Raw genomic sequence first — 21,175 nt, 5'->3', positions numbered from 1 at the left:
CAAAACGGCCCCGCTTGAAAATGATTGCGGCTTAACGCCACGCCGTAATACGCCCATTATCCTCGAGGATATAGAGCATATTATTGGCAACCACTGGGGATTGCGAAATTGCGGATTTAAACTCGGTGGTGGCCAAGGTCGATCCATCAGTTGGCGAAAATTCTACCAACTGCCCTTCGCTGTTCACCGCAATCAAACGGCCACCAGCCAAAATCGGACCAGTCCAGCGAATGGGATCTTTTTTCTTTTTGTCCGTTTCTACCCGGAAACGCGCCAATTGTTGCAACCAACGCACCTTGCCGCTGCCGCGTCCAACCGCCATCAATTTGGCATCGTCGGTCATCGCATAGACCCAGTCACCCACCACATAAGGGGTGGAAATACCGGCAATGCTGATTTCCCAAATGCGCTGGCCGGACAAGAGGTCATAGCTGGCCATACGGCCACCCTGACCCAGAGCGAAGACGCGGCCACGATCGACAACCGGATCGGCGTCGACGTCCGTCAGCGTCGATACCGACAATGCCATCGAAGTGCGGGCCAAGGCATCTTCCCACAAATCACGGCCATTTTCATAGCGATAGGCTTGCACTTCGCCAGACGAAAAACCCGCGACAATCGTCGATTGTCCGGCCGCTGGCGACGCCGCACCAAACACGCTGCCCGCTTCGGATGAAGCCGTGGCTTGCCACAACACCGCGCCGTCATTGGCGTTTAACGAGAAAATCTGATTGTCTTGGCTGATCACATAAACCGAGCCATAGGCCACCGTAGGCGCACCGCGCAGCAAGCCGCCGGGCTTGCTTTTCCAAATCACGCTGCCGTCCGCAGCGTTGATCGCGGCGACATCGCCCGCGCCGCTGCTGGCATAGACAATATTGCCTTCTGCACCGACGCCGCCGCCGAACAAAATATTGCGATATTGCGTATTGCTGGTGCCGATATTGGCGCTCCACAAACGCTGGCCGGTGTCGGCGCTGAACGCCGAAACCACGGCATCGGTGCCCATCACGAACAGGCGATTGTCCAAAATGACGGGCGATGATGCCAGACGGTGCGTCTTGCTGTTGCCCGCGATTTGCGCCGTCCAAATCTGGCTGCGCGATGCGGCCAGCGCCGGATGGCCTGGAGTTTTCGATGCATTACCGCCCGATTGCGCCCATGACGCATTGGTCATGGGTTCCGGCAGAATGACAGGAATCGCTTCCTGTGTCGGGTCCACCTTGATGCTATTGTCATTGGACAGGATCGACACGCGCTTGCCAACGGTGGGCGTGCGCGGACCGCCATTACCCTTAATCGCGCCGCAACCAGCGAGCGGAAGGGCCAGCACAGCGGCCATCAATGCAAAACGACGAAATGCCATATCAGTTTGAACTTTCTGTCTTGGTCGCATCGCCAGCATTTTGTGCGGCTGCCGCTTTTTGGTCCGCACCGTCCACGACGGCATCCACACCCAACATCCCCGCCATTTGCACGGCGCGGGATTTCAATGATGGTGCCAGATCAGGCGTTTTTACAATCTGGCCGAATAAGGCCCCAGCTTTGTCCATCTGGCCCAATTGGTAGTGCGCAATGGCGGTCAGCTCCGCCGCGCTGGCGAACCATGCCGATTGCGGATCTTTGGCCGACACGATGGGCGTCAGGCGCGCAATCACCGCTTCGGGTTTCAGCGTATCCAGTTCCAGCGCGGTTTGACGGATCAGCGCCAGATCGCGTAGGCCGCCGTCCACTTTCGTGTCGCTGGCGACCGCGGCCAACATAGCCGCCGCTTCTTTATTTTTGCCAGAACGGGCCAAGATATTGGCCTGTTCAATGCGCGCCGCCGAACGATAGGCTGGGCCAGCGTCGGCAGAAATAGCCTTTAATTGCTTGTCGGCTTCGGCCAATTGACCCGCGCCAACCTTGTCAATAGCGGCGCTAAATTGTTCCGCTTGCAGCCCGCGCGCCTCTGTTTGGCGGTGTTGCCAAAATAAATATCCGCCAAAGGCCAGCAAAGCCGCGACAAGCGCAAGCGCAAGCCAGCGACCATAACGGTTCATAAAGGCCATCATTTCGTCCTTGCGGACAGCCTCGTCGACTTCCTGCAACAGGGCCGCATCATTCGTCGGGCTCAGGGCCAATCAAACCTCCATCATATTCGGTCGCGATATTCGGTCGCGCGGTATGCCGGCGCATACCCATGTTGCGCAAGCTGTAGCGGCCATGCAAGCTGCGCTCAAGCGTTTCGAAAGACCGCTTTCGCCCAGCCGCATGGCGCACCATGATCAGCCTTTATAAATTTGATCCTGTGTGGGGAATGAACGGTCCCGCACATCGTCGGCATATTGCTTGGCCGCCGCGCTATATTGCGTTGCCAAATCGCCATAGCGTTTCACAAATTTGGGCACGCGGTCGAACATGCCCAGCATGTCGTCGGACACCAAAACCTGACCATCACACTGCGCCGATGCGCCAATTCCAATGGTGGGGCAGGAAATTTTTCTTGTGATTTCAATGGCGATGCTTTCCAGCACCCCTTCGATCACCACGGCAAAGGCGCCCGCTTCGGAAATCGCGATGGCATCGTCCACAATGGTGCGGGCTTCTTCGTCGCTTTTGCCGCGAACCCCATAGCCGCCCAAAATATTCACGGCTTGGGGCGTCAGGCCGACATGGCCCATCACGGGGATGCCGCGATGGGTCAAAAATTCGATGGTCGGGGCAATAACACGGCCACCTTCCAATTTCACCGCCGCAGCGCCCGTTTCCTTTAGCAAGCGGGCCGCGTTGTTAAACGCTTGTTCTGGGCTGGCTTCATAGCTGCCGAACGGCATATCCACGACCACAGCGGCGTGATAGCTACCGCGTACAACAGCGGCACCATGCAAGGCCATCATTTCCATGGTGACAGCCACGGTGTGGGGCAAACCATAGATGACCTGTGCCAGCGAATCACCCACCAGCAACATATCGCAATGCGGGTCCAGCAACTGGGCCTGACGCACCGTATAGGCGGTCAGCATCACCAGCGGTTCACCGCCTTTGCGTTGGCGAATACGGGGCACCGTGAGGCGCTTCATCGGCTGCGGCGTCGGGTTCGCACGGCTGGTCGATGTGTCGAGCGTTAGCGTTTTAGGCAATGTAGACATGGTCGCGCTTTCTAGCGAAAGGATGCTATGGGCGCTATATTTATCACCACTGTCCGTGGATTGCACCAAAACTGCTGTTTTTGCGTGATTTCAGCGGATCTTATCCCGCGAACGGACCAATTCTGGGACATTGTCGGTAAAAATTCCGTCCACGCCAGCGGCCAAAAACTGGGCAATCTCTGTTCCCACATCGCCGTGCGAGGCGGGGTCATCGCCTTGTCGCAGGCTGGGCGGCAGAAAGATATTCTCGCGCCGGATAGTCCATGGATGCACGTGCAGCCCCGCCCGATGGGCCTGCGCCACCAAGGGTGTCGGCGCGGACAACATGCCGTCGACGACCGGCAGAACCAGGGATTTTTCCGGTCCCAAACCCGTCGCATAGCGGGCAACGTCCCGCAGACCATCGGGCGTCAACATATCCGCATAGCGAAGGTCGGGACGATCCGCAGGGCCGCCATCCGCCGACACCAATTGGATCAGCGGCAAATCGGATTTGGCGCGAATCGCCTGTAAATTTCCGACTTCAAAGCTTTGGATGAACACGGGCGCGTCGCTGCCCTGATAACCAAATTGCGCTAGCAGACCCAGCAGCGGAGTCTCGTGCGGCAAATTTATGCTGGCAAAATAGCTGGGATGTTTGGTTTCGGGATAGACACCGATGGGCCGCATTCCACCTTGCTGGGCGCGGGCTTGGTTCACGCTGGCCAGCCAGATTAATATTTCTTCAAATGTCGGGACGAGGAACTCCCCGTCCCGCGCTGTGCCGCGCAGGGCGGGCAAGCGTTCGCGGGCGCGCAAACGGCGAAGCTCCGCCAGCGTGAAATCCTCGGTGAACCAGCCATCATAGCTTTGCCCATCAATGATTTTAATCGTTTTCCGGTCGGCAAATTCGGGGTGGTCGGCGACATTGGTGGTCGAACCAATCTCATTCTCATGCCGCGCCACCAACACGCCGTCTTTGGTCAGCACCAAGTCCGGTTCGATGAAATCCGCCCCCTGTTCCACCGCCAATTGATAGGCCGCCATCGTATGTTCGGGCCGTTCCCCCGATGCCCCGCGATGGGCAATAATAATCGGCGGCCCCCCATGAAGCGGTGCTGGGGGAATAGGGGCAGGTTCCATGCCCCGTGTTTCAGGCAGCGTCATGATCATCACCACCATGATCAGTGCGGACAATCGGGACCAGCATGTCATTCATTCCCCCATTTGATGGATTTGTAAATTCGGTGCTATCCGGCGAAACGGGCCTGATAATCATCGGCTTTGAAACCAACGCTCAGGCTTCCATTCGCATCAAGCACTGGGCGTTTGATCATGGCGGGCTGATCCAGCATCAAGGCCTTGGCCTTGCTCGCGTCCAGATCAGCCTTTTGATCATCTGGCAATTTGCGAAATGTCGTGCCCGCCTTGTTCAGCAATTTTTCCCAGCCCAACTCGTCAATCCAGCGCCCCAGCAGGTCGGCATCCAGACCATTTTTGCGAAAATCATGAAATTGATGCGCGATACCGGCATCATCCAGCCAACGACGCGCCTTTTTGACGGTATCGCAATTGGGAATTCCATAAAGAATCACAGACATGTTTTTCCATTTCACCTATTGGCCAATCCACCCGATGGTGGTGACAATTTCACGACATTGACGGAATAGGCCGTGCGAGCCATGTTGGGAACCGCCACCATAGATTTTGGCGAACATGATGACCATATGGGGAGGATGTTGCCCAGCATTTTAAAATTATCAATCAGGGCAACAATAAATCCCATGCGTGCGATTTCGCTGTGCATCGGGTAACAAAGACATAATATTCACGCCCGCGCATTGCCTAGTACAGGCATAACCGCCATGGAAATGTTCGATTCGAAACGCAAAGTAGAAGATGGATGATGACGCAAAATTGGCAACCGAATAGCTGGCGCAACTTCGAGGCTCGCCAGTTGCCAAATTATACGGACGCAGCGGCGCTGGCCAAAGCAGAGCATGAACTGTCGGCTTATCCGCCGCTGGTCTTTGCTGGCGAAGCCCGCGATCTGACGCAGGAACTGGCCCGCGTAGCCGAAGGCAAAGCCTTTTTGCTGCAAGGCGGCGACTGCGCCGAAAGCTTTGCGGAATTTCATCCGAACAATATTCGCGATACCTTCCGTGTGCTGTTGCAAATGGCGGTGGTGCTGACCTTCGCATCGAAAATGCCGGTGGTGAAGCTGGGCCGTATGGCGGGCCAATTCGCCAAGCCGCGTTCGGCGGATATGGAAGATGTGGGCGGCGTGGAACTGCCCAGCTATCGCGGTGATATCATTAACGATATCGCGTTTGAAGCTGGTGGCCGCGCGCCCGATCCACAGCGCATGGTCAAGGCCTATAGCCAAGCAGCCGCGACGCTGAACCTGCTGCGCGCCTTTGCAGGCGGTGGTTATGCGAACCTGCATCAGGTTCATGCATGGACCCATGATTTCATGGACCGCAGCCCATGGGCCGCAAAATATCAGGAAACCGCCAGCCGTATTTCCGAAGCTTTGGCCTTTATGGAAGCGTGCGGAATTACGCCGGAAACGGTCCCCCAGATCAAGGGCACCAGCTTCTATACCAGCCACGAAGCCTTGTTGCTGCCGTATGAAGAGGCCCTGACCCGTCAGGACAGCTTGACTGGCGGTTGGTATGACACATCGGCGCACATGTTGTGGGTTGGCGACCGCACCCGCTTTGAAGGGTCGGCGCATATCGAATATTTGCGCGGCATCGGCAATCCGGTGGGCATGAAATGTGGTCCTTCGCTGGAACCCGACGCTTTGCTGCGTTTGCTCGACACGCTGAACCCCAATCATATCGCTGGTCGCATGACGCTGATTACCCGCTATGGCCATGACAAGATTGAAGCGCATCTGCCAAAGCTGGTGCGCGCCGTGAAGGAATCGGGCCATCCGGTTGTGTGGTCTTGTGACCCGATGCACGGCAATGTCATCAAGACGGACAATGGGTATAAGACCCGCCCGTTTGAACGCATTTTGTCCGAAGTGCGCGGCTTCTTTGCGGTACACCGCGCCGAAGGGACGCATGGCGGCGGCATCCATATCGAGATGACGGGCCAAAATGTGACCGAATGCACGGGCGGCGCGATGGACGTGACGCAAATGGACTTGGCCGACCGTTACCACACGCATTGCGACCCGCGTTTAAACGCAGGTCAGTCGTTGGAATTGGCTTTCTTGTTGGCAGAAATGCTCAACCAAGAAATGACCGATCGCGCCCGCGACGCGGCCTAAGCGATCAGGAAACCATAAAAAAGGGGCGCTTTCCTATTGGGAAGCGCCCCTTTTTTATGGCATGATGGCAATCATGGCTTGGCGGGCGCCGCGCCCCCAGCGTCATCGCCCGTCCATTGACCGCGATCAGCAAAGGCGCGGACCAACGCGACGTGCAAATCCCCATCCTCTGCCGCCCCGCCCAGCGGCACGGCGTCGCTAAATTCATCGGTCGCGCGGTGATAATCGCTACCCAAAAATTTTTCCAACAATGCCATATCGCTAAAGCTGCCACCGACCATCAAGGCGGGGATATTTTTTGCCGTAAAAGCCCATCCATCTTGGCGGCGAATAAAGGCGTCGGCCTCGCCATCCTTATCCATTTTGCGGCCCATGCTGGCGGCGATGCTGGCGATTTTCGCATCATAAGCGGGGCGTCCGCGTCCAATCACCGCCACAGGGCTTCCCCGCTTGGCGATGGCGACGGTGTCCAGATTCAGCGCGGCGGTGATATTGCCACGTGGCATTGGCGCATGATCGACAAAATAAGTGGCCCCCAGCAAGCCCTGTTCCTCGGCAGTGGTGGCCAGAAAATAAATGTCGCGGTCGGATTGCGGCCCCTGCCCCAGCCGCTTGGCCACGGCATTCATGACCGCAAGGCCGCTGGCGTTATCGACCGCACCGTTGCAGATTTTATCTTGTTTATCATCGGGCTGGCATATACCCAAATGATCCCAATGGCCCATCACAACCACTGATTTTCCGTCAGAATTGCGGCCCGCCAAATGGCCGATAATATTGTGACTGGCATAGCGGCGCACATCAGCCGAGGCCGCGATTTGCACGGTAATGGGCAAAGACTCGATCCAGAAATTGGCGGCACTGGCGGCGTCCCGCACCGACGAACCCTTACGCCCCATTTTCCCCATTAATTCATCAAAGCCGCGCAAAGAGACCATCGCATCAAAGGGCACATCCACCCTGCCATCATCCAACTGGGTGAAGGGCGCGGGGTAAGCAGCGCGCAAATGCAGCCACGGCATCGACATATCGGCCACCACAATCACCGCCGCCGCCCCTGCTTTGGCCAGCATTTCGCGCCGCAGGCGAAGGGAGGGCGCATCGGTCAGAAACGGCGCATCGCCGCCCAAGATCATCACCACCTTGCCCGCGACATCGCCCGTCACTTTGCCTGTGCCATCCACCCCATATCCGGTGAAAATCAGCGGGGCATTGGCGATGGCGACCTGCGCGGTGCGGGCGCGCAGCGCGATATCTTGATCGGGCAAGACCAGCTTGTGATCCCCAATCTGAAACGCAAGGCTGGCGTCCAATTGGTGGGTTTCCACCAAGGGCACGGGTTGCAACCACGGCGTTGCACTGCCTGTTAGGGGTTTTAACCCTGCCGCCGCCCATGTCCCCACAATATGGGCAATGGTGCGCATTTCCCCAGCCGTTCCGGGTGCGCGGCCTTCGAACGCATCGCTGGCCATGATGCGGATATCCGCCGCCAATTCCGCCTCGCTAATCGGCGCATCCGCCGCAGCAGCGGGAAGCGACCATGCCAAAACAGCCAGCAACATAGGCGAACAGAAGATGGGAGACAGGGCGTTTTTCATGACAGGATGCATGGCATGACCGCCCCGCCCCATCAAGCCGATAGCGTGGACATATGGCGCATGGCGTGCGTTAGGCGCGGCCCGCTCGTTCCAGCAAGGCCCGCGCCGCCGCGACATGCATATCCTCAATCATCCGACCCTCATGGCGCTGTGCGCCGCCCGTGGCCGCCGCGACCAAAGCCTGTGCCGCCGCAATATCGCGCTCGCTGGGGGAGAAAATGGCGTTGCATGGGTCGACTTGGCTGGGGTGAATCAAGGTCTTGCCATCAAAGCCCAGTCTATGCCCCTCGACGGCTTCGGCGGCGAAACCATCACCGTCATCAATGGCGTTATAAACGCCATCAAAGCAGAAAATTTGGCCCGCACGGGCGGCCAGCACGATCATTTGAATCGACAGCGCCATCGCCCCGCGATCCATCGCGTCGGGCAATTTCAATTCATAAGACAGATCATTGAGCCCCGCGATCAGGCCCGCAACATGGGCATCGGCGGCAATGCTTTGGGCGTTAAAAACGCCGGTTGGTGTTTCGATCATCGCGAAAATGGGAAAGGGCACCGCGTCCAGCGCCCGCACATCTTGCGGGCTGTCGACCTTGGGCAGGACCACCGCGTCCAGCGTCAATCCCGCCAAAGCGGCCAGATCGTCGGCCTGTGCGCCGTGGCCGGTGGCATTGACCCGCACGGCGACTTTCTTGTCGCCAAAGCCCGCTTCAACGGCGGCCCGCATCGCGGAGCGCGCCTCTGCTTTGCGGTCGGCGGGGACGGCGTCTTCCAGATCAATGATCACCAGATCGGCGGACAGAGCCTTGGCCTTTTCCAGCGCGCGGGCGTTGGAACCGGGGACATAAAGCAAGGAGCGAGGAGCAAAGCCAATATCGTTCATCATTCCCATCTGGCAAAGCTGCGGATTTAGCGCAATAAGGAAGCGATGATTTCATTTGGGGGAGGATGCCGTCCATGCTGTTCGCGCTGATCTTGGTGGGCTTTGCCATCATTTTCCTGATTTGGGCACTGACCCCTGTGCGGCAGGGCTATAGCTATACCATCGAGCGGTTCGGGCGTTTTACGCACACAGCCCAGCCCGGCCTGAATTTCATTGTGCCCATCTTTGATCGTGTTGGCCGCAAAGTGAATATGATGGAACAAGTGCTGGATATTCCCGGCCAAGAAATCATCACCAAAGACAATGCGATGGTTGCCGTTGACGGCGTGGTCTTCTTTCAAGTGCTGGACGCAGGCAAAGCGGCATATGAGGTCAGCGACCTGTATCTGTCGATCATGAACCTGACGACCACCAATTTGCGCACCGTCATGGGCAGCATGGATTTGGATGAAACGCTGTCCAAGCGCGACGAGATTAACGCGCGCCTGTTGCATGTCGTCGATGATGCGACCAGCCCATGGGGTATTAAAATTACCCGTGTGGAAATTAAGGATATTCGCCCACCCGCCGATATCAGCAACGCCATGGCCCGCCAGATGAAGGCCGAGCGCGAGAAACGCGCCGCGATTTTGGAGGCAGAGGGCCTGCGTGCATCGGAAATTTTGCGCGCTGAGGGCGAGAAGCAAGGCCAGATTTTGCAAGCCGAGGGCCGGCGCGAAGCCGCCTTTCGCGACGCCGAAGCCCGCGAACGCGAAGCCGAGGCTGAAGCCAAGGCGACGCAAATGGTGTCCGACGCCATTGCCAATGGCAATGCGCAAGCGATCAACTATTTTATCGCGCAAAAATATGTCGATGCGGTCAGCCAATTTGCGACCAGCCCCAATGCCAAAACCATCCTATTCCCCGTAGAGGCAACACAATTGATTGGCACTTTGGGCGGCATCGGCGAATTGGCCAAAGACGCTTTGTCGAGCAAAGCCCATGATGGTTTGCCCAGCAAGGACCGCCCATGATGGACGGCCTGGGCCAAATCGAACCGCATTGGGCGTGGCTGTCGCTGGGTGTATTGCTGGTGGCGCTGGAGATTTTGGCGCCGGGCTATTTCCTCGTCTGGCTGGGCTTGGCCGCCGTCGCCACGGGGGTGGCCGCATGGCTGCTAGATATCAGCATCCCCTTGCAACTGGGGCTGTTCGCGGTGCTGGCCTTTGCCGTGCTATATTGGGCGCGGCGTTGGTTGGCGAAAAACCCCATCACCTCTGCCGATCCGTTGATGAATCAGCGCACCGGCCGTTTGGTGGGGGATGTCGTGACCTTGGTCCAAGCGATTGAAAATGGCCGTGGCCGCGCCCGCGTGGGTGACAGCGTATGGACCGTGCGCGGCGATGACGCGCCAGAAGGAGCCAAGGTGCGGATTATCGGCGCGGATGGCAATGTCTTGCTGGTCGAACGGATAGGCTGAACGGCGTGGCTATCAGCCGCCATGGGGTCGGCTGACGATATCCAGCAGCTTGTCGACATAGAGGCAATCACCAATACGCCGAAAACCCAGCTTTTCAGCGACGCGCAGCGACGCACCATGGGCGGGTTCGATAATGGCCCGAACCTCGCTGGACAGATGTTGATCGCTCCACGCCAGCGCCGCGACCATGGCTTCGGTGGCATAGCCTTGGCCCCAATATTCGGGAGCAATCGCCCAGCCAGCCTCGGGATACCCCTCTAGCTCCGGGATATCGCGGGCGAAATAGGACAGGCCGCCGCCCCCCAGCAACCGGTCGCTGGCGCGGTCTGCAAACACCCAATAGCCATAGCCCATGACCGGCCACAGCCCCGCCGCGCTCAGGAATTTTCCCCAGATGACCTCTGGGACTTGGGGTTCGCCGCCAATATAATGGGTGACCCGTGGGTCGCCCCACATGGCCAATTGGGCCGCTTTGTCTGACAAACGCTGTTCGCGCAGGCGAATACGCGAACGGTCGGTTTCTAAAGGGGGCGCGCGAAAAATCATCAGCCTAGAGTAATGACGCGCGCCGCCAGCGCAACCAGATTAGGCCCCCGAAGCAGCGGTTGCAGGTTGCGGCATGACCGCCGCCGCATAATCGCTTTCATATTTGCCGATCAAATGGCGGTCGTCATGGTTCCACGGGTGAAAACCCGGCAGGAAATAGGACAGCCACGGCAGGAAACTACGCCGCAATATGCCGGGGTTGCCCAGAAAATAACGCGCGATGCCCATATTGACGCGCCAGCCCGTCAGCCCGTCTTGTTTCAACAGCTTTTTCATACCGGAAATACGTTCCGGCCAGAATTTGGCGGTGATCACCAGCATCATCAGGCTCTTCATGCGCCAGCGGCGAAAGCGGCTCCACTCTTTGGTGGCATGCAGCCATGTGTCATAGGCGACACCCTTATGCTCAATTTCCTCCATCGCGTGCCAGCGCCACATATTGGCCCATTCCGACTCGGCACCGTCATACATGGTGGGGTGTTTCAGAATCACGGCTGCCATAATGGCGGTATAATGTTCCAGCGCGATGGTGGCGGCCAGATTGACGATTTGGGGGCGTTGTTTGATCAGCGCCATGATTTCATCGACGCGCGCATCCAGTTCGGAGACATCATATCCCGATTCCACAACGCGGCGGTTGAACACCACATGCTCGCGGCTGTGGATCACCTCTTGCTGAGTAAAGGCCCTGATTTCGCGGGCCAATTTCTCGTCTACACCGTCGCGGTGGGCTTTGACCGCTTCGATAAACATGGCTTCACCCTTGGGAAAGGTGATGGATAAAGCGGTGTGAAAAGCTGTGGCGATTGGGTCATTGTTCAGCCACCAGCGCCCCTGCCCCAAATCGCGACCAAAGCGCCAATCGCGCGGCGTGATGGACAAATCGGACGGAGTAGGCGATTGGGCATGACTAGACATTTTATTCCTCACCACGGATGAGAGGCTGAATTCACCATTCAACCTGTGCGGCGATCATATTTAGGAAATACTTACACTCGTGTCAATTATTAGAAAGCGCCTAAGCCCAGAAGAAAGCCGTTCCATCGCACTGGAGGCGGCGCGCTTGATTCTGATCGAGTTCGGACCGCAGGCCGTGACCTTGAAAGCAGTGGGCGCGCGCATTGATCGCACCCATGCCAATTTGCTGCATCATTTCGGTAGCGCCGCTGGCTTGCAATCGGCGTTGGCGGCCTATTTAGCGGAAACCGTTTGCACGACCATTCGCGAAAAAATGGCGTCCACACCGACGGGCGAACGCAATACCCGCGAAATTGTCGATTTGGCCTTTGACGCGTTCGACCAAGGCGGCGCCGGCGCGCTGGCGGCATGGATGCTGAACAGCGGCAATGAAAATGCGCTCGACCCTGTGATCGCAGCGATTCACAAGCTGATCGACAGCCTGTGCCCCAGCCCCGATGAAATTCGTTTGCTGCGCGAAGATACTTTGGCACTGATGTTGATGGCGCTGGGCGATGCTCAAGTGGGGGGACAAATGGCGACGGCGCTGGGCTTGCCCCGCGATACCGCCCGCAGTCTGGCGACGGAGCTGCTGACCAACCGCATCACCAATTTTGTGACCGAGCAACATCAGAAAATCGGCGAATAAAGCGGACCAAATCGGGCGGAGCCAGAAGCCCAAATTGGGCTGGGCCGGTATCCCAAATAGGCCTTAGCCGGAATCAAGGTGCATTATTTTGACTTTGGCTCTATGGGGCCATTATGCATTTCCTAGATCAGGCAAAGATTTTCGTTAAATCTGGCGACGGCGGCCCCGGCGCGGTAAGCTTTCGGCGCGAAAAATATATTGAATATGGCGGCCCAGACGGCGGCAATGGTGGCAAGGGCGGCGATGTTATTTTCGAAGCCGTTGCCGGCCTGAACACGCTGATCGACTTTCGCTATACCCAGCATTTCAAAGCCAAGCGCGGCACCCCCGGTTCGGGCCGTGATCGCACGGGCGCGGGCGGACCCGATTTGGTCATCCCATTGCCTGTGGGCACCCAAATTTTGGCCGACGACGAGGAACGCAGCGTGTTGGTCGATCTGACCAAAGTGGGCGAGCGGGTGACATTCCTGCGCGGCGGCGACGGTGGGCGCGGCAATGCCAGTTATAAAACATCGACAAACCGCGCACCGCGCCAACATGGCCCCGGTTGGCCGGGCGAGGAAATGTGGGTTTGGCTGCGTTTGAAATTGCTGGCGGATGCGGGCTTGGTCGGCCTGCCCAATGCAGGCAAATCGACCTTTATCAACGCCGTCACCAATGCAGGTTCCAAGGTTGGTCATTATGCCTTCACCACCACGCGCCCACAATTGGGCGTGGTCAGCCACAAGGGCAATGAATTTGTCGTGGCCGACATCCCCGGCTTGATCGAAGGCGCAGCAGATGGCGCAGGGATTGGCGACCGTTTTCTGGGCCATATTGAACGCTGCCGTGTGCTGCTGCATTTGGTCGACGCAAATGACGAGGATGTGGCGACCAGCTATCGCATCGTGCGCGACGAACTGGAAGCCTATGGCGGCGGCTTGGAAGACAAGCCGGTGATTGTCGCGCTGAACAAGATCGATACATTGGACGATGAATTGATCGCTGCGTTGTCCGCTGAATTGGAAGCCGAAGCGGGGGTTCCCGTTCTGGCCTTGTCGGGTGCCAGCGGCGCGGGGATTCAGCCATTGCTGGACAAAATGCTCGAAGCCATTGGCCCCAAGCCCACGGATGGCCGTTTTGAATTTGATGAAGGCGAAGATGCCGATGGCCAGACCAAGGATTGGTCGCCTATCTAAGCATGGCGGAAACGCCTACATATTAAGGCCTCAGAGAGAGGGGAAGCATGAACCGCGGGAACAATATCGGCGGTTGAGGATATGTTTATCCTATGATGATGCTGTCCCCTTTCGCCCTGCCCCATATTCTGGTGCGCCCTATTCCGGCGTTTCTTGGGCTGCCCTCGTCCTGCTGGGCTGGCACGGCCATCGCGCTAGCGGGGCTGGTTCTGGCCCCCGCCGCCGTAGCCCAACAGAGATATGGGCCACCCCCCGAATCGACGCCCGAACCAGTGGCGGCGCAAAGCCCTGCGGACATTGACAAAATATCGGATGCCGAAACGGGCCGCAAAGCATCGCGCACCCGTGTATTTTTGGGCCCGCAATTCGGCCCTGCTTTTCCCAGCGCGGATCGCGGGCGCATTGGCCCCTTTGTCGATTATAGCCGCGCACGCGGCGGCGAGTTTTTTCCGTTCGAAGCCCCCGATGAAAGCTTTGGGTTCAATATCTATGAGAAAAAGGGCACGGCCTTTGGCTTGGCCGCCAATTTGCAGGGGCGGCGCAAAGCATCGGATACGGACGGATTCTTGCCCAGCGTCAAACGGTCCGTGGAATTGGGCGTTGGCGCGCAAACATGGATGACCCCCGACATTCGCCTGCGCGCCGAGGCACGAAAGGCCATTTCGGGCCATCAAGCATGGGTCGGCAATATTAGCGCCGATTATGTCCGCCAGCATGGCGACGATTGGCTATGGTCCATCGGACCGCGCATCACCTTGGCCGATGGAAAATTTCACCGCACCTATTATGGTGTCCGCGCGGTGGATGCAGCGCCCGCCAGCCCCCTGTCCCCCTATCGCCCCAAGGGCGGGGTGCATTCGCTGGGGTTGGCGGCATCGGCGCAAGTTCAATTGACCGAGCAATGGGGCCTTGCAGGCTATGCGAAATATGAACGCTTGGTGGGCGATGCAGCATCTTCGCCCGTGACGCGGGAATATGGGTCGCGCAACCAGCCCAGCATCGGTTTGGCCGTCAGTTATAGTTTCAACAGCATTCGTCAGCGATGATGACGGTATAGCATTGGCGGCGGCGATGATGCGCGCTATCGCCGCACCATGTTATTTCCGGCTTCATCCTGTTCGCGGCTGATCGTCAAAATCGGATCTGCTCTGCTTGTTGACCCTGATGGCGCGGTGCGCCGCGATTGGCTGCGTGATATTGCGGCCGATATTGCGGCCCGCATCGCGGCGGGGCAGCAAGTGGCCGTGGTGTCATCGGGCGCGATTGCGCTGGGCGCACGGCGCTTGGGATTGTCCAAGGGTGGCCGCGCCAGCTTGGAAGACGCACAGGCCGCCGCTGCCACCGGACAAATTTTGCTGTCGCAAACATGGGCAGAGGTGCTGGCCGAACAGGGATTAACAGCGGCGCAGATTTTGGTGACGCTGGATGATCTGGAACATCGGCGGCGCTATTTGAACGCGGCGGCGACGTTGGACCGCTTATTATCCTTGGGTGTTGTACCGATCATCAACGAAAATGACACGGTGGCGACCGAGGAAATTCGCTTTGGCGACAATGACCGCTTGGCCGCCCGCATTGCACAGGCGGCGGGCGCCCATGCGGTGCTGCTGTTGTCCGACATCGACGGCCTGTATGACCGCAACCCTGCCCACCCCGACGCTGTGCATATTCCGCGTATCGAGAAAATCGACGCCGCTATCGAAGCGATGGCCGACGGCGGTTCGGCGTCTGGAATGGGGTCCGGCGGCATGATTTCCAAAATATCTGCGGCGCGCATCGCCAATGCGGCGGGCGCGCATTTGGCCATATCGTCGGGCCGCACCGCCCGCCCCTTGGGCGATGCCGACTCCCGCCACAGCATTTTTGTGGCGGAAAAAGGCGCAAGTGCCCGCAAAGCATGGCTGGCTGGCCGCTTGACCGCCAAAGGCAAAATCATGGTCGATGCGGGGGCCCAGCAAGCCCTGACCAAAGGGGCGAGTTTGCTGGCGGCTGGTGTCAGCGCCGTCGAAGGGGATTTTGCACGTGGTGATGTGGTGCATGTCATCGCCCCCGATGGCCGAATCATTGCGCGGGGTTTGGTGGAATATCCCGCCCATGATGCGGGTTTGATTGTCGGGCTGGGCCGCGATGCACAAGAACAAGCCTTGGGATATGCGCCGCGCGCTACCATGATTCACCGTGATCATTTGGTCTTGCTGGGATGACGCCTGCCTTGGCCCCTACCCCTGTTTTGGCCCTGACGGGTGCCACCGGTTTCGTGGGCAGCGCGGCTCTGGACCAAGCCTTGGCGGCGGGCTGGCACGTCCGCGCCCTGACCCGCCGCCCCCAAGCCGCGCGGGACGGCGTCACATGGGTGTCCGGCGCGCTGGATGCCCCTGCTTCCTTGGCGCAGTTGGTCGACGGCGCGGACGTGGTGCTGCATATTGCGGGGGTGGTGTCTGCCCCTGATCTGGCGGGGTTTCAGGCTGGCAATATCGACGCCGTGCAAAATATGCTGACGGCCACGCAGCAGGCCAATATCCGCCGTTTCATTCATATTTCATCGCTGTCGGCCCGCGAGCCCGCGCTCAGCCAATATGGCTGGTCCAAGGCGCAGAGCGAGGATTTGGTCAAGGCCAGCGCGTTGGACTGGACGATCATTCGCCCCCCCGCCGTGTTCGGCCCGCGCGACACAGAAATGCTGGATCTGTTCCGCATGGCCCAGCGCGGATTGCAATTGCTGCCGCCGCCAGGGCGTATGTCGGGCATTTTCGTGACGGATTTGGCGCGCTTGCTGGTGACATTGGCGGATGACAGACACGGCCTGTCCGCTGGGGCCGTTTACGAACCCGATGATGGGCGGAGCCATGGCTGGACGCACCGCGAATTTGCCGATGCCATTGCCGATGCGGTGGGCAAAAAAATATGGCTGCGCCTGACGTCCAACGCCTTTTTGCTGAACAATGTCGCCCGATTGGACATGTTGTTTCGCGGGAAAAAGGCCAAGCTGACGCGCGACCGCGCCGCCTATATCGCGCACCCCGATTGGGTCGTCAGCAATCATGCCCGCCCGCCCGCATCGCTGTGGCAGGCGCAAACCGACACAAATAGTGCCTTGCGCCAAACAGCATCATGGTATCGCGCTGAAAAATGGATGTGAATCACGCCCTGCGGCGTGACGCGGCACCTTTAAGCCGCAATGGGTTCAGCCCGCCATCGCTTGATTGCCAAGCCGTGCGCATCGGCTTAATTAATGACTATGTCTGAACCCAGCACCCCAATGGCCGAAGATGGCCGTCCGCCGTGGCGTATTCCGGTTGCGGCCCATGCCGCGCCCGACAGTATCTCTACCTATGCCCCGCGCCCAACCAGCTTTCCACGCAAAGTGTGGGGCGTGTTGGTGGGGATTAAGGACGGCTTGGCCCTCTTGTTCCTGCTGTTGTTTTTCTTGGTCATTTTTGCGGCGCTGACCGTGCGGCCAACAGCGGCGGTGTCGGCCAGCAGCGGGGCTTTGCTGGTCAAATTAAATGGCACCATCACCGAACAATTGACCGAACCCGACCCTATGGCCGCCCTGTCGGGCAGCACCGCCCCCGTTGAATTTCGTACGCGCGACGTCGTGCAAGCCTTGCGCAGCGCAGCGGATGATTCGCGCATTACGTCGGTCGTGCTGGACTTGGATCAATTCCAAGGCGGCGGTCAGGTGTCTTTGTCAGAAATCGGCACAGCTCTGGACGTAGTGCGGGCCAAAAAACCGGTGCTGGCCTTTGCCACCGCTTATTCGGCAGACAGTTACCAATTGGCCGCCCATGCCAGCGAAATTTGGGCGGACCCCAATGGCGGCGTGATGGTGGCCGGCCCCGGTGGGTCGAGCCTATATTATAAAGGTTTGTTGGACCGGTTGGGCGTTACCGCCAATATTTACCGCGTCGGCACCTTTAAAAGCGCCGTAGAGCCGTTTTTGCGGTCCGACCAATCACCCGAGGCCAAGCAAGCCAATCAGGCCTATGCCGACACACTGTGGCAAAATTGGAAACAGCAGGTCAGCAAGGCGCGGCCCAAGGCCCAAATTGATGACTTCACCCAAAATATGGCCGATGCCGTGGTCGCGGCCAAGGGCGATGTCGCAAAGGCATCGCTGAACGCCGCCTTGGTAGACAAGCTGGGCGGGCGCATTGCCTTTGGCCAGCATGTCGCCAAAATCAGCGGGTCACAGCGCAAAGGACGGGCGGGGGATTTCCAAGCCATTTCCTTGGCCAATTGGGTCAGCGCCAATCCGGTCGCGAACAGCGGCAGCGCGATTGCGGTGATCCCCGTCGTCGGCACGATTGTGGACGGCGTTGCCAACCCCGGCAGCGCGGGCGGCGCGACCATTTCCAAATATATTTTGGACGCCGTAGAGGATGATAGCGTCAAGGCCTTGGTCTTGCGCGTCGATTCCCCCGGTGGTTCGGTGCTGGCATCCGAGGATATCCGCCAAGCTTTGTTGGCCGCCAAAGCCAAGAAGCTGCCTGTGGTGGTGTCGATGGCCAATTTAGCCGCGTCCGGCGGTTATTGGATTTCGACGCCCGCCGACCATATTGTGGCCGACCCATCGACCATCACTGGGTCCATTGGCGTTTTTGGGATTTTGCCCAGCTTTGAAAAGACCTTAGCCAAAATTGGCGTGACCAGCGACGGTGTCGCCACCACGCCCATGTCCGGCCAGCCCGACTTGATTGGCGGCACCAATGGCGAGTTTAACCGCACCATGCAGGCGGGTGTGGAACATGTTTATGGCCAGTTTACGGGTCTGGTCGCCCAAAGCCGCAAACAACCGATTGAGCGTATCGAGCAAATTGCCGAAGGGCGCGTTTGGGCAGGGTCCACCGCCAAACAATTGGGCTTGGTCGACGAACTGGGCGGGTTGGACCGTGCCTTGGCCATCGCCGCGCGCATGGCCAAGCAGAACAGCTATCACGCCAAATATTTCGAGAAGACACCGTCGACATTTTCGGTCGTACTGGCCAGCTTGTTGCAAAAAGACGAGGATGCCGAACAGCAGTTGCGCCGTGATTTATTCGGTTTGGCCAGCGCGCAGCAAAGCCTGTTGCAGCAACGCCTGTTCAGCGATCTGAAATTGTTGACCAGCACAGGGTCGGTGCAGGCCATGTGTCTGGAATGCCGTTCCTATCAACCCAGCCCTGTGGTGAGCGGATCAGCGGCGGCGGGACAAAATTGGCTCCTGCGTCTGATGATGCAGGTGAATTGATACCGCCTTCATGGCGCTGGACTTTAAAAAGGGGGCCGGAGAAACACCGGCCCCCTTTTTTTTGCGCAGCAAATATGTCCGTAGGAAATATGCGCCCTATCCGTCCTGCGCATCGTCATGATGGCTGGTGTATACCGGCAGCCCCAAATGCCAGCGAATGGCCGCCCCGCGCAGGAGAAAACCTGCCGAGGCCCCGACCACCGCCGCAATCGCAGTGCCCGTCCCCAGCGCCAACAACAACAAAAACAGCGCCGATGCCAGCGCCGCCGCCGTCACATAAATTTCAGGCCGCATGATGATGGACGGTTGCCCCGCCAACACATCGCGCGTGATGCCGCCGACACAGCCGGTAATCACGCCCATCAGCAAGGCCGGTGCGGGCGGCACACCCCATGCGGTGGCCTTGGCCGTGCCAAATACCGCATAGGCCGCCAAGCCGATGGCATCGGCCCATTCTAGCAATTGCCCTTCCCACCATTTTTCAGGGGTCAGCCACACCAAAAACGCGATGGCGATACAGATGGCCGAGATGGCGCCATCTTGAATCCAGAACACGGGCGCGCCGATCAACAGGTCGCGCACGCTGCCCCCACCAACGCCCGTCAACAGCGCAAAAAAGCCTGCGGTGACCAAGGTTTGGCGCATCCGCACGGCCATCAAGGCACCCGTCAAAGCAAAAATGCTGATTCCCGCCAAATCTAGTAAACGGATGATCAGATCATTGTCGATGTCGGGCATGATGGTCCTGTGGGGTCAGTCGGACGGTCCGCTGGGGACCGTCCACTGTTTGGGGTTAGGGCTTTGGCTGGGGATTCGGCTGGGCGGGCTTTACACCGCCAATGATCGACAAGACAATCGCTGAAACCCCTGCCTTGATCGACGGTTCAGCCGATGGAGCAAAGAAAGGCGAGTGATTGGTGGGCACAGGCTCCCCCTTTGCCTTCAGGCTTTGCAAGACTGCCGGATCATATCCGCCAATGGCGAAAAATACCGATGGCACGCCCGCGTTGACAAATTCGCTATAATCCTCGCTGCCCGACGCAGGCGGCATGGCGGCAGGGGCAAATTGGGCCATTGGGCCGAACAAGGGCTGAAGCACGCGGTGCGCGCTTTCGGCCATGCTGGCATCATTCACCAAGACCGCCGTGCCGCCCAAATAGCGTACGGTCGGTTCCGGCGCTTTGCCCATTTGCGCGGCGGCCAAGGCGGTGCGCTTGGCCCCTTCGTTCAGCAGGGTCCGCACGTCCTTGTCATGGGCGCGGATATTCACCTTTACCTCGGCTTGGTCGGGAATGATGTTGGCGGCGCTGCCAGCCTGAAACGCCCCGATGGTAACCACACCAAAGGCCTGTGGGTCTTTTTCCCGGCTGATCACGGTCTGAACATCGGTGACATAGCGGGCCGCGATGGGGATGGGGTCAATCGTGGCCGATGGCATCGACCCGTGGCCGCCGCGCCCGTGGAAGGTCACATTATAGCTGTCCGACGATGCCATAACGGCCCCCGCCTTGCTGACTATCACGCCCGCCGGCAAGGGGCTGACATGCGCGGCAAAGCCGAAATCGGGTTTGGGAAAACGGGTTAACAAACCATCTTCCAGCATCGCCTTGGCCCCGTTCAGCGTTTCTTCGGCTGGTTGGCCAATCAGCACCAAGGTGCCCTGCCAATCCGCCTTCATCGCGGACAAGGCACGCGCCATGCCGATCAACCATGTGACGTGAATATCATGGCCGCAGGCGTGCATCACCGGCACGTCGCGGCCTTCAAATTGGCCACGGGCTTTGCTGGACCAAGCAAGGCCAGTTTTTTCTTCCATCGGCAGGCCGTCCATATCCGCCCGCACAAAAATGGTGGGACCATCGCCATTTTTCATGACGCCGACCACACCCGTTCCGCCGACCTTTTCGGTGACCGTGAAACCCGATTTTTTCAATTCCTTGGTTAGAATTGCGGCGGTGCGCACTTCTTGCATACCCAATTCCGGATGGGCGTGAAGGTCGCGGTAAATCACATCAAGCGAAGGATATTCGCGCTGTAGAAGCGCATCCAGCCGCGCTTTGGCGGCGGTCATTTTGGTTTGGTCTACGACGTTGCTTGGGTTGGACGCAGCACTTTGCATCATCAGCGCCGTAGCGCCTGCCATATGATGGGCAGCGGGTGCGGTATCCGAAGACACCGCAGCCGATGAGGGAGAGGATAGGACTGTCCATGCGCCGATAAAGGCCAGGAGCGAAGCCCCTTTCCATGAAATGTGCTTCGCCGTCATATTCTCTCCCCGTTAAATC

General features: G+C 58.7%; 20 protein-coding genes. 9 read left to right on the top strand and 11 right to left on the bottom strand.

Annotated features, from left to right (window positions below; all coding sequences use genetic code 11):
* Positions 1–31 precede the first annotated feature (31 nt).
* The 5 genes from LKO31_RS04825 to LKO31_RS04805 all read right to left on the bottom strand — a co-directional run bounded on the left by LKO31_RS04825 (position 32) and on the right by LKO31_RS04805 (position 4,711).
* Positions 32–1,366 (bottom strand): outer membrane protein assembly factor BamB family protein, encoded by a 1,335-nt coding sequence (locus tag LKO31_RS04825; protein ID WP_227688970.1) that lies wholly within the window; start codon positions 1,364–1,366, stop codon positions 32–34.
* A gap of 1 nt (position 1,367) precedes the next feature.
* Positions 1,368–2,123, bottom strand: a complete 756-nt coding sequence (locus LKO31_RS04820) for a tetratricopeptide repeat protein (RefSeq protein ID WP_227688969.1) — start codon at positions 2,121–2,123, stop codon at positions 1,368–1,370.
* Positions 2,124–2,267: 144 nt separating this feature from the next.
* Positions 2,268–3,131, bottom strand: coding sequence for a 3-methyl-2-oxobutanoate hydroxymethyltransferase (gene panB / locus LKO31_RS04815; protein ID WP_227688967.1), 864 nt, complete (start codon positions 3,129–3,131; stop codon positions 2,268–2,270).
* A 90-nt stretch (positions 3,132–3,221) separates the two neighbouring features.
* Positions 3,222–4,277 (bottom strand): glycerophosphodiester phosphodiesterase family protein, encoded by a 1,056-nt coding sequence (locus LKO31_RS04810; protein WP_407699255.1) that lies wholly within the window; start codon positions 4,275–4,277, stop codon positions 3,222–3,224.
* Positions 4,278–4,360: 83 nt separating this feature from the next.
* Positions 4,361–4,711: an ArsC family reductase gene (locus LKO31_RS04805; RefSeq protein WP_227688966.1), complete on the bottom strand. Its 351-nt coding sequence runs from the start codon at positions 4,709–4,711 to the stop codon at positions 4,361–4,363.
* Between the two features lie 305 nt (positions 4,712–5,016).
* On the opposite strand from LKO31_RS04805, the gene LKO31_RS04800 reads away from it, so the two are divergent.
* Positions 5,017–6,390 carry a class II 3-deoxy-7-phosphoheptulonate synthase gene (locus tag LKO31_RS04800; protein ID WP_227689582.1) on the top strand — a complete coding sequence of 458 codons (1,374 nt, stop codon included), beginning with the start codon at positions 5,017–5,019 and terminating at the stop codon, positions 6,388–6,390.
* A gap of 71 nt (positions 6,391–6,461) precedes the next feature.
* Here LKO31_RS04800 and LKO31_RS04795 read toward each other — a convergent pair whose 3' ends face one another.
* Positions 6,462–7,988 carry a M28 family peptidase gene (locus LKO31_RS04795; protein ID WP_227688964.1) on the bottom strand — a complete coding sequence of 509 codons (1,527 nt, stop codon included), beginning with the start codon at positions 7,986–7,988 and terminating at the stop codon, positions 6,462–6,464.
* Positions 7,989–8,058: 70 nt separating this feature from the next.
* Positions 8,059–8,874 carry an HpcH/HpaI aldolase/citrate lyase family protein gene (locus LKO31_RS04790; RefSeq protein WP_320443477.1) on the bottom strand — a complete coding sequence of 272 codons (816 nt, stop codon included), beginning with the start codon at positions 8,872–8,874 and terminating at the stop codon, positions 8,059–8,061.
* A 71-nt stretch (positions 8,875–8,945) separates the two neighbouring features.
* On the opposite strand from LKO31_RS04790, the gene LKO31_RS04785 reads away from it, so the two are divergent.
* Both LKO31_RS04785 and LKO31_RS04780 read left to right on the top strand, forming a co-directional pair.
* Positions 8,946–9,884, top strand: a complete 939-nt coding sequence (locus LKO31_RS04785; protein WP_227688963.1) for an SPFH domain-containing protein — start codon at positions 8,946–8,948, stop codon at positions 9,882–9,884.
* Positions 9,881–10,330, top strand: coding sequence for an NfeD family protein (locus LKO31_RS04780; protein WP_227688962.1), 450 nt, complete (start codon positions 9,881–9,883; stop codon positions 10,328–10,330). The genes LKO31_RS04785 and LKO31_RS04780 overlap by 4 nt, the downstream gene beginning before the upstream one ends.
* 12 nt (positions 10,331–10,342) lie before the next feature.
* Here the strand turns inward: LKO31_RS04780 and LKO31_RS04775 are convergent, their stop codons facing one another.
* Positions 10,343–10,876, bottom strand: a complete 534-nt coding sequence (locus LKO31_RS04775; RefSeq protein WP_227688960.1) for a GNAT family N-acetyltransferase — start codon at positions 10,874–10,876, stop codon at positions 10,343–10,345.
* Positions 10,877–10,915: 39 nt separating this feature from the next.
* A complete protein-coding gene (locus tag LKO31_RS04770; protein ID WP_227688959.1) occupies positions 10,916–11,794 on the bottom strand; it encodes a metal-dependent hydrolase in 879 nt (292 codons plus the stop codon).
* A 79-nt stretch (positions 11,795–11,873) separates the two neighbouring features.
* Between LKO31_RS04770 and LKO31_RS04765 the strand changes: the two genes are divergently transcribed.
* From LKO31_RS04765 to sppA, 6 genes are all read left to right on the top strand, one after another.
* The gene (locus tag LKO31_RS04765; RefSeq protein ID WP_227688957.1) at positions 11,874–12,482 is read left to right on the top strand and encodes a TetR/AcrR family transcriptional regulator; all 609 of its coding nucleotides are present in this window, start codon (positions 11,874–11,876) and stop codon (positions 12,480–12,482) included.
* Between the two features lie 113 nt (positions 12,483–12,595).
* Positions 12,596–13,660: a GTPase ObgE gene (gene obgE, locus LKO31_RS04760; RefSeq protein ID WP_227688956.1), complete on the top strand. Its 1,065-nt coding sequence runs from the start codon at positions 12,596–12,598 to the stop codon at positions 13,658–13,660.
* A gap of 92 nt (positions 13,661–13,752) precedes the next feature.
* On the top strand, positions 13,753–14,706 hold the full coding sequence (locus LKO31_RS04755) for a MipA/OmpV family protein (RefSeq protein WP_227688954.1): 954 nt from the start codon (positions 13,753–13,755) through the stop codon (positions 14,704–14,706).
* Positions 14,707–14,754: 48 nt separating this feature from the next.
* Positions 14,755–15,864 carry a glutamate 5-kinase gene (gene proB, locus LKO31_RS04750; protein ID WP_227688952.1) on the top strand — a complete coding sequence of 370 codons (1,110 nt, stop codon included), beginning with the start codon at positions 14,755–14,757 and terminating at the stop codon, positions 15,862–15,864.
* Between the two features lie 8 nt (positions 15,865–15,872).
* The gene (locus LKO31_RS04745; RefSeq protein WP_227688947.1) at positions 15,873–16,799 is read left to right on the top strand and encodes an NAD-dependent epimerase/dehydratase family protein; all 927 of its coding nucleotides are present in this window, start codon (positions 15,873–15,875) and stop codon (positions 16,797–16,799) included.
* A gap of 93 nt (positions 16,800–16,892) precedes the next feature.
* The gene (gene sppA / locus LKO31_RS04740) at positions 16,893–18,890 is read left to right on the top strand and encodes a signal peptide peptidase SppA (protein WP_407699243.1); all 1,998 of its coding nucleotides are present in this window, start codon (positions 16,893–16,895) and stop codon (positions 18,888–18,890) included.
* A gap of 96 nt (positions 18,891–18,986) precedes the next feature.
* Here sppA and LKO31_RS04735 read toward each other — a convergent pair whose 3' ends face one another.
* Positions 18,987–19,628 (bottom strand): trimeric intracellular cation channel family protein, encoded by a 642-nt coding sequence (locus LKO31_RS04735; protein WP_227688944.1) that lies wholly within the window; start codon positions 19,626–19,628, stop codon positions 18,987–18,989.
* A 55-nt stretch (positions 19,629–19,683) separates the two neighbouring features.
* A complete protein-coding gene (locus tag LKO31_RS04730; RefSeq protein ID WP_227688942.1) occupies positions 19,684–21,156 on the bottom strand; it encodes an amidohydrolase in 1,473 nt (490 codons plus the stop codon).
* Positions 21,157–21,175 lie beyond the last annotated feature (19 nt).

Origin of the sequence: Sphingopyxis yananensis (genome assembly GCF_020687785.1) — a bacterium.
In the GTDB taxonomy this organism is placed as follows: Bacteria; Pseudomonadota; Alphaproteobacteria; order Sphingomonadales; family Sphingomonadaceae; genus Sphingopyxis; species Sphingopyxis yananensis.
Note: the sequence above shows the minus strand (reverse complement) of the source record. Positions and strands in the feature narration are given on the sequence as shown.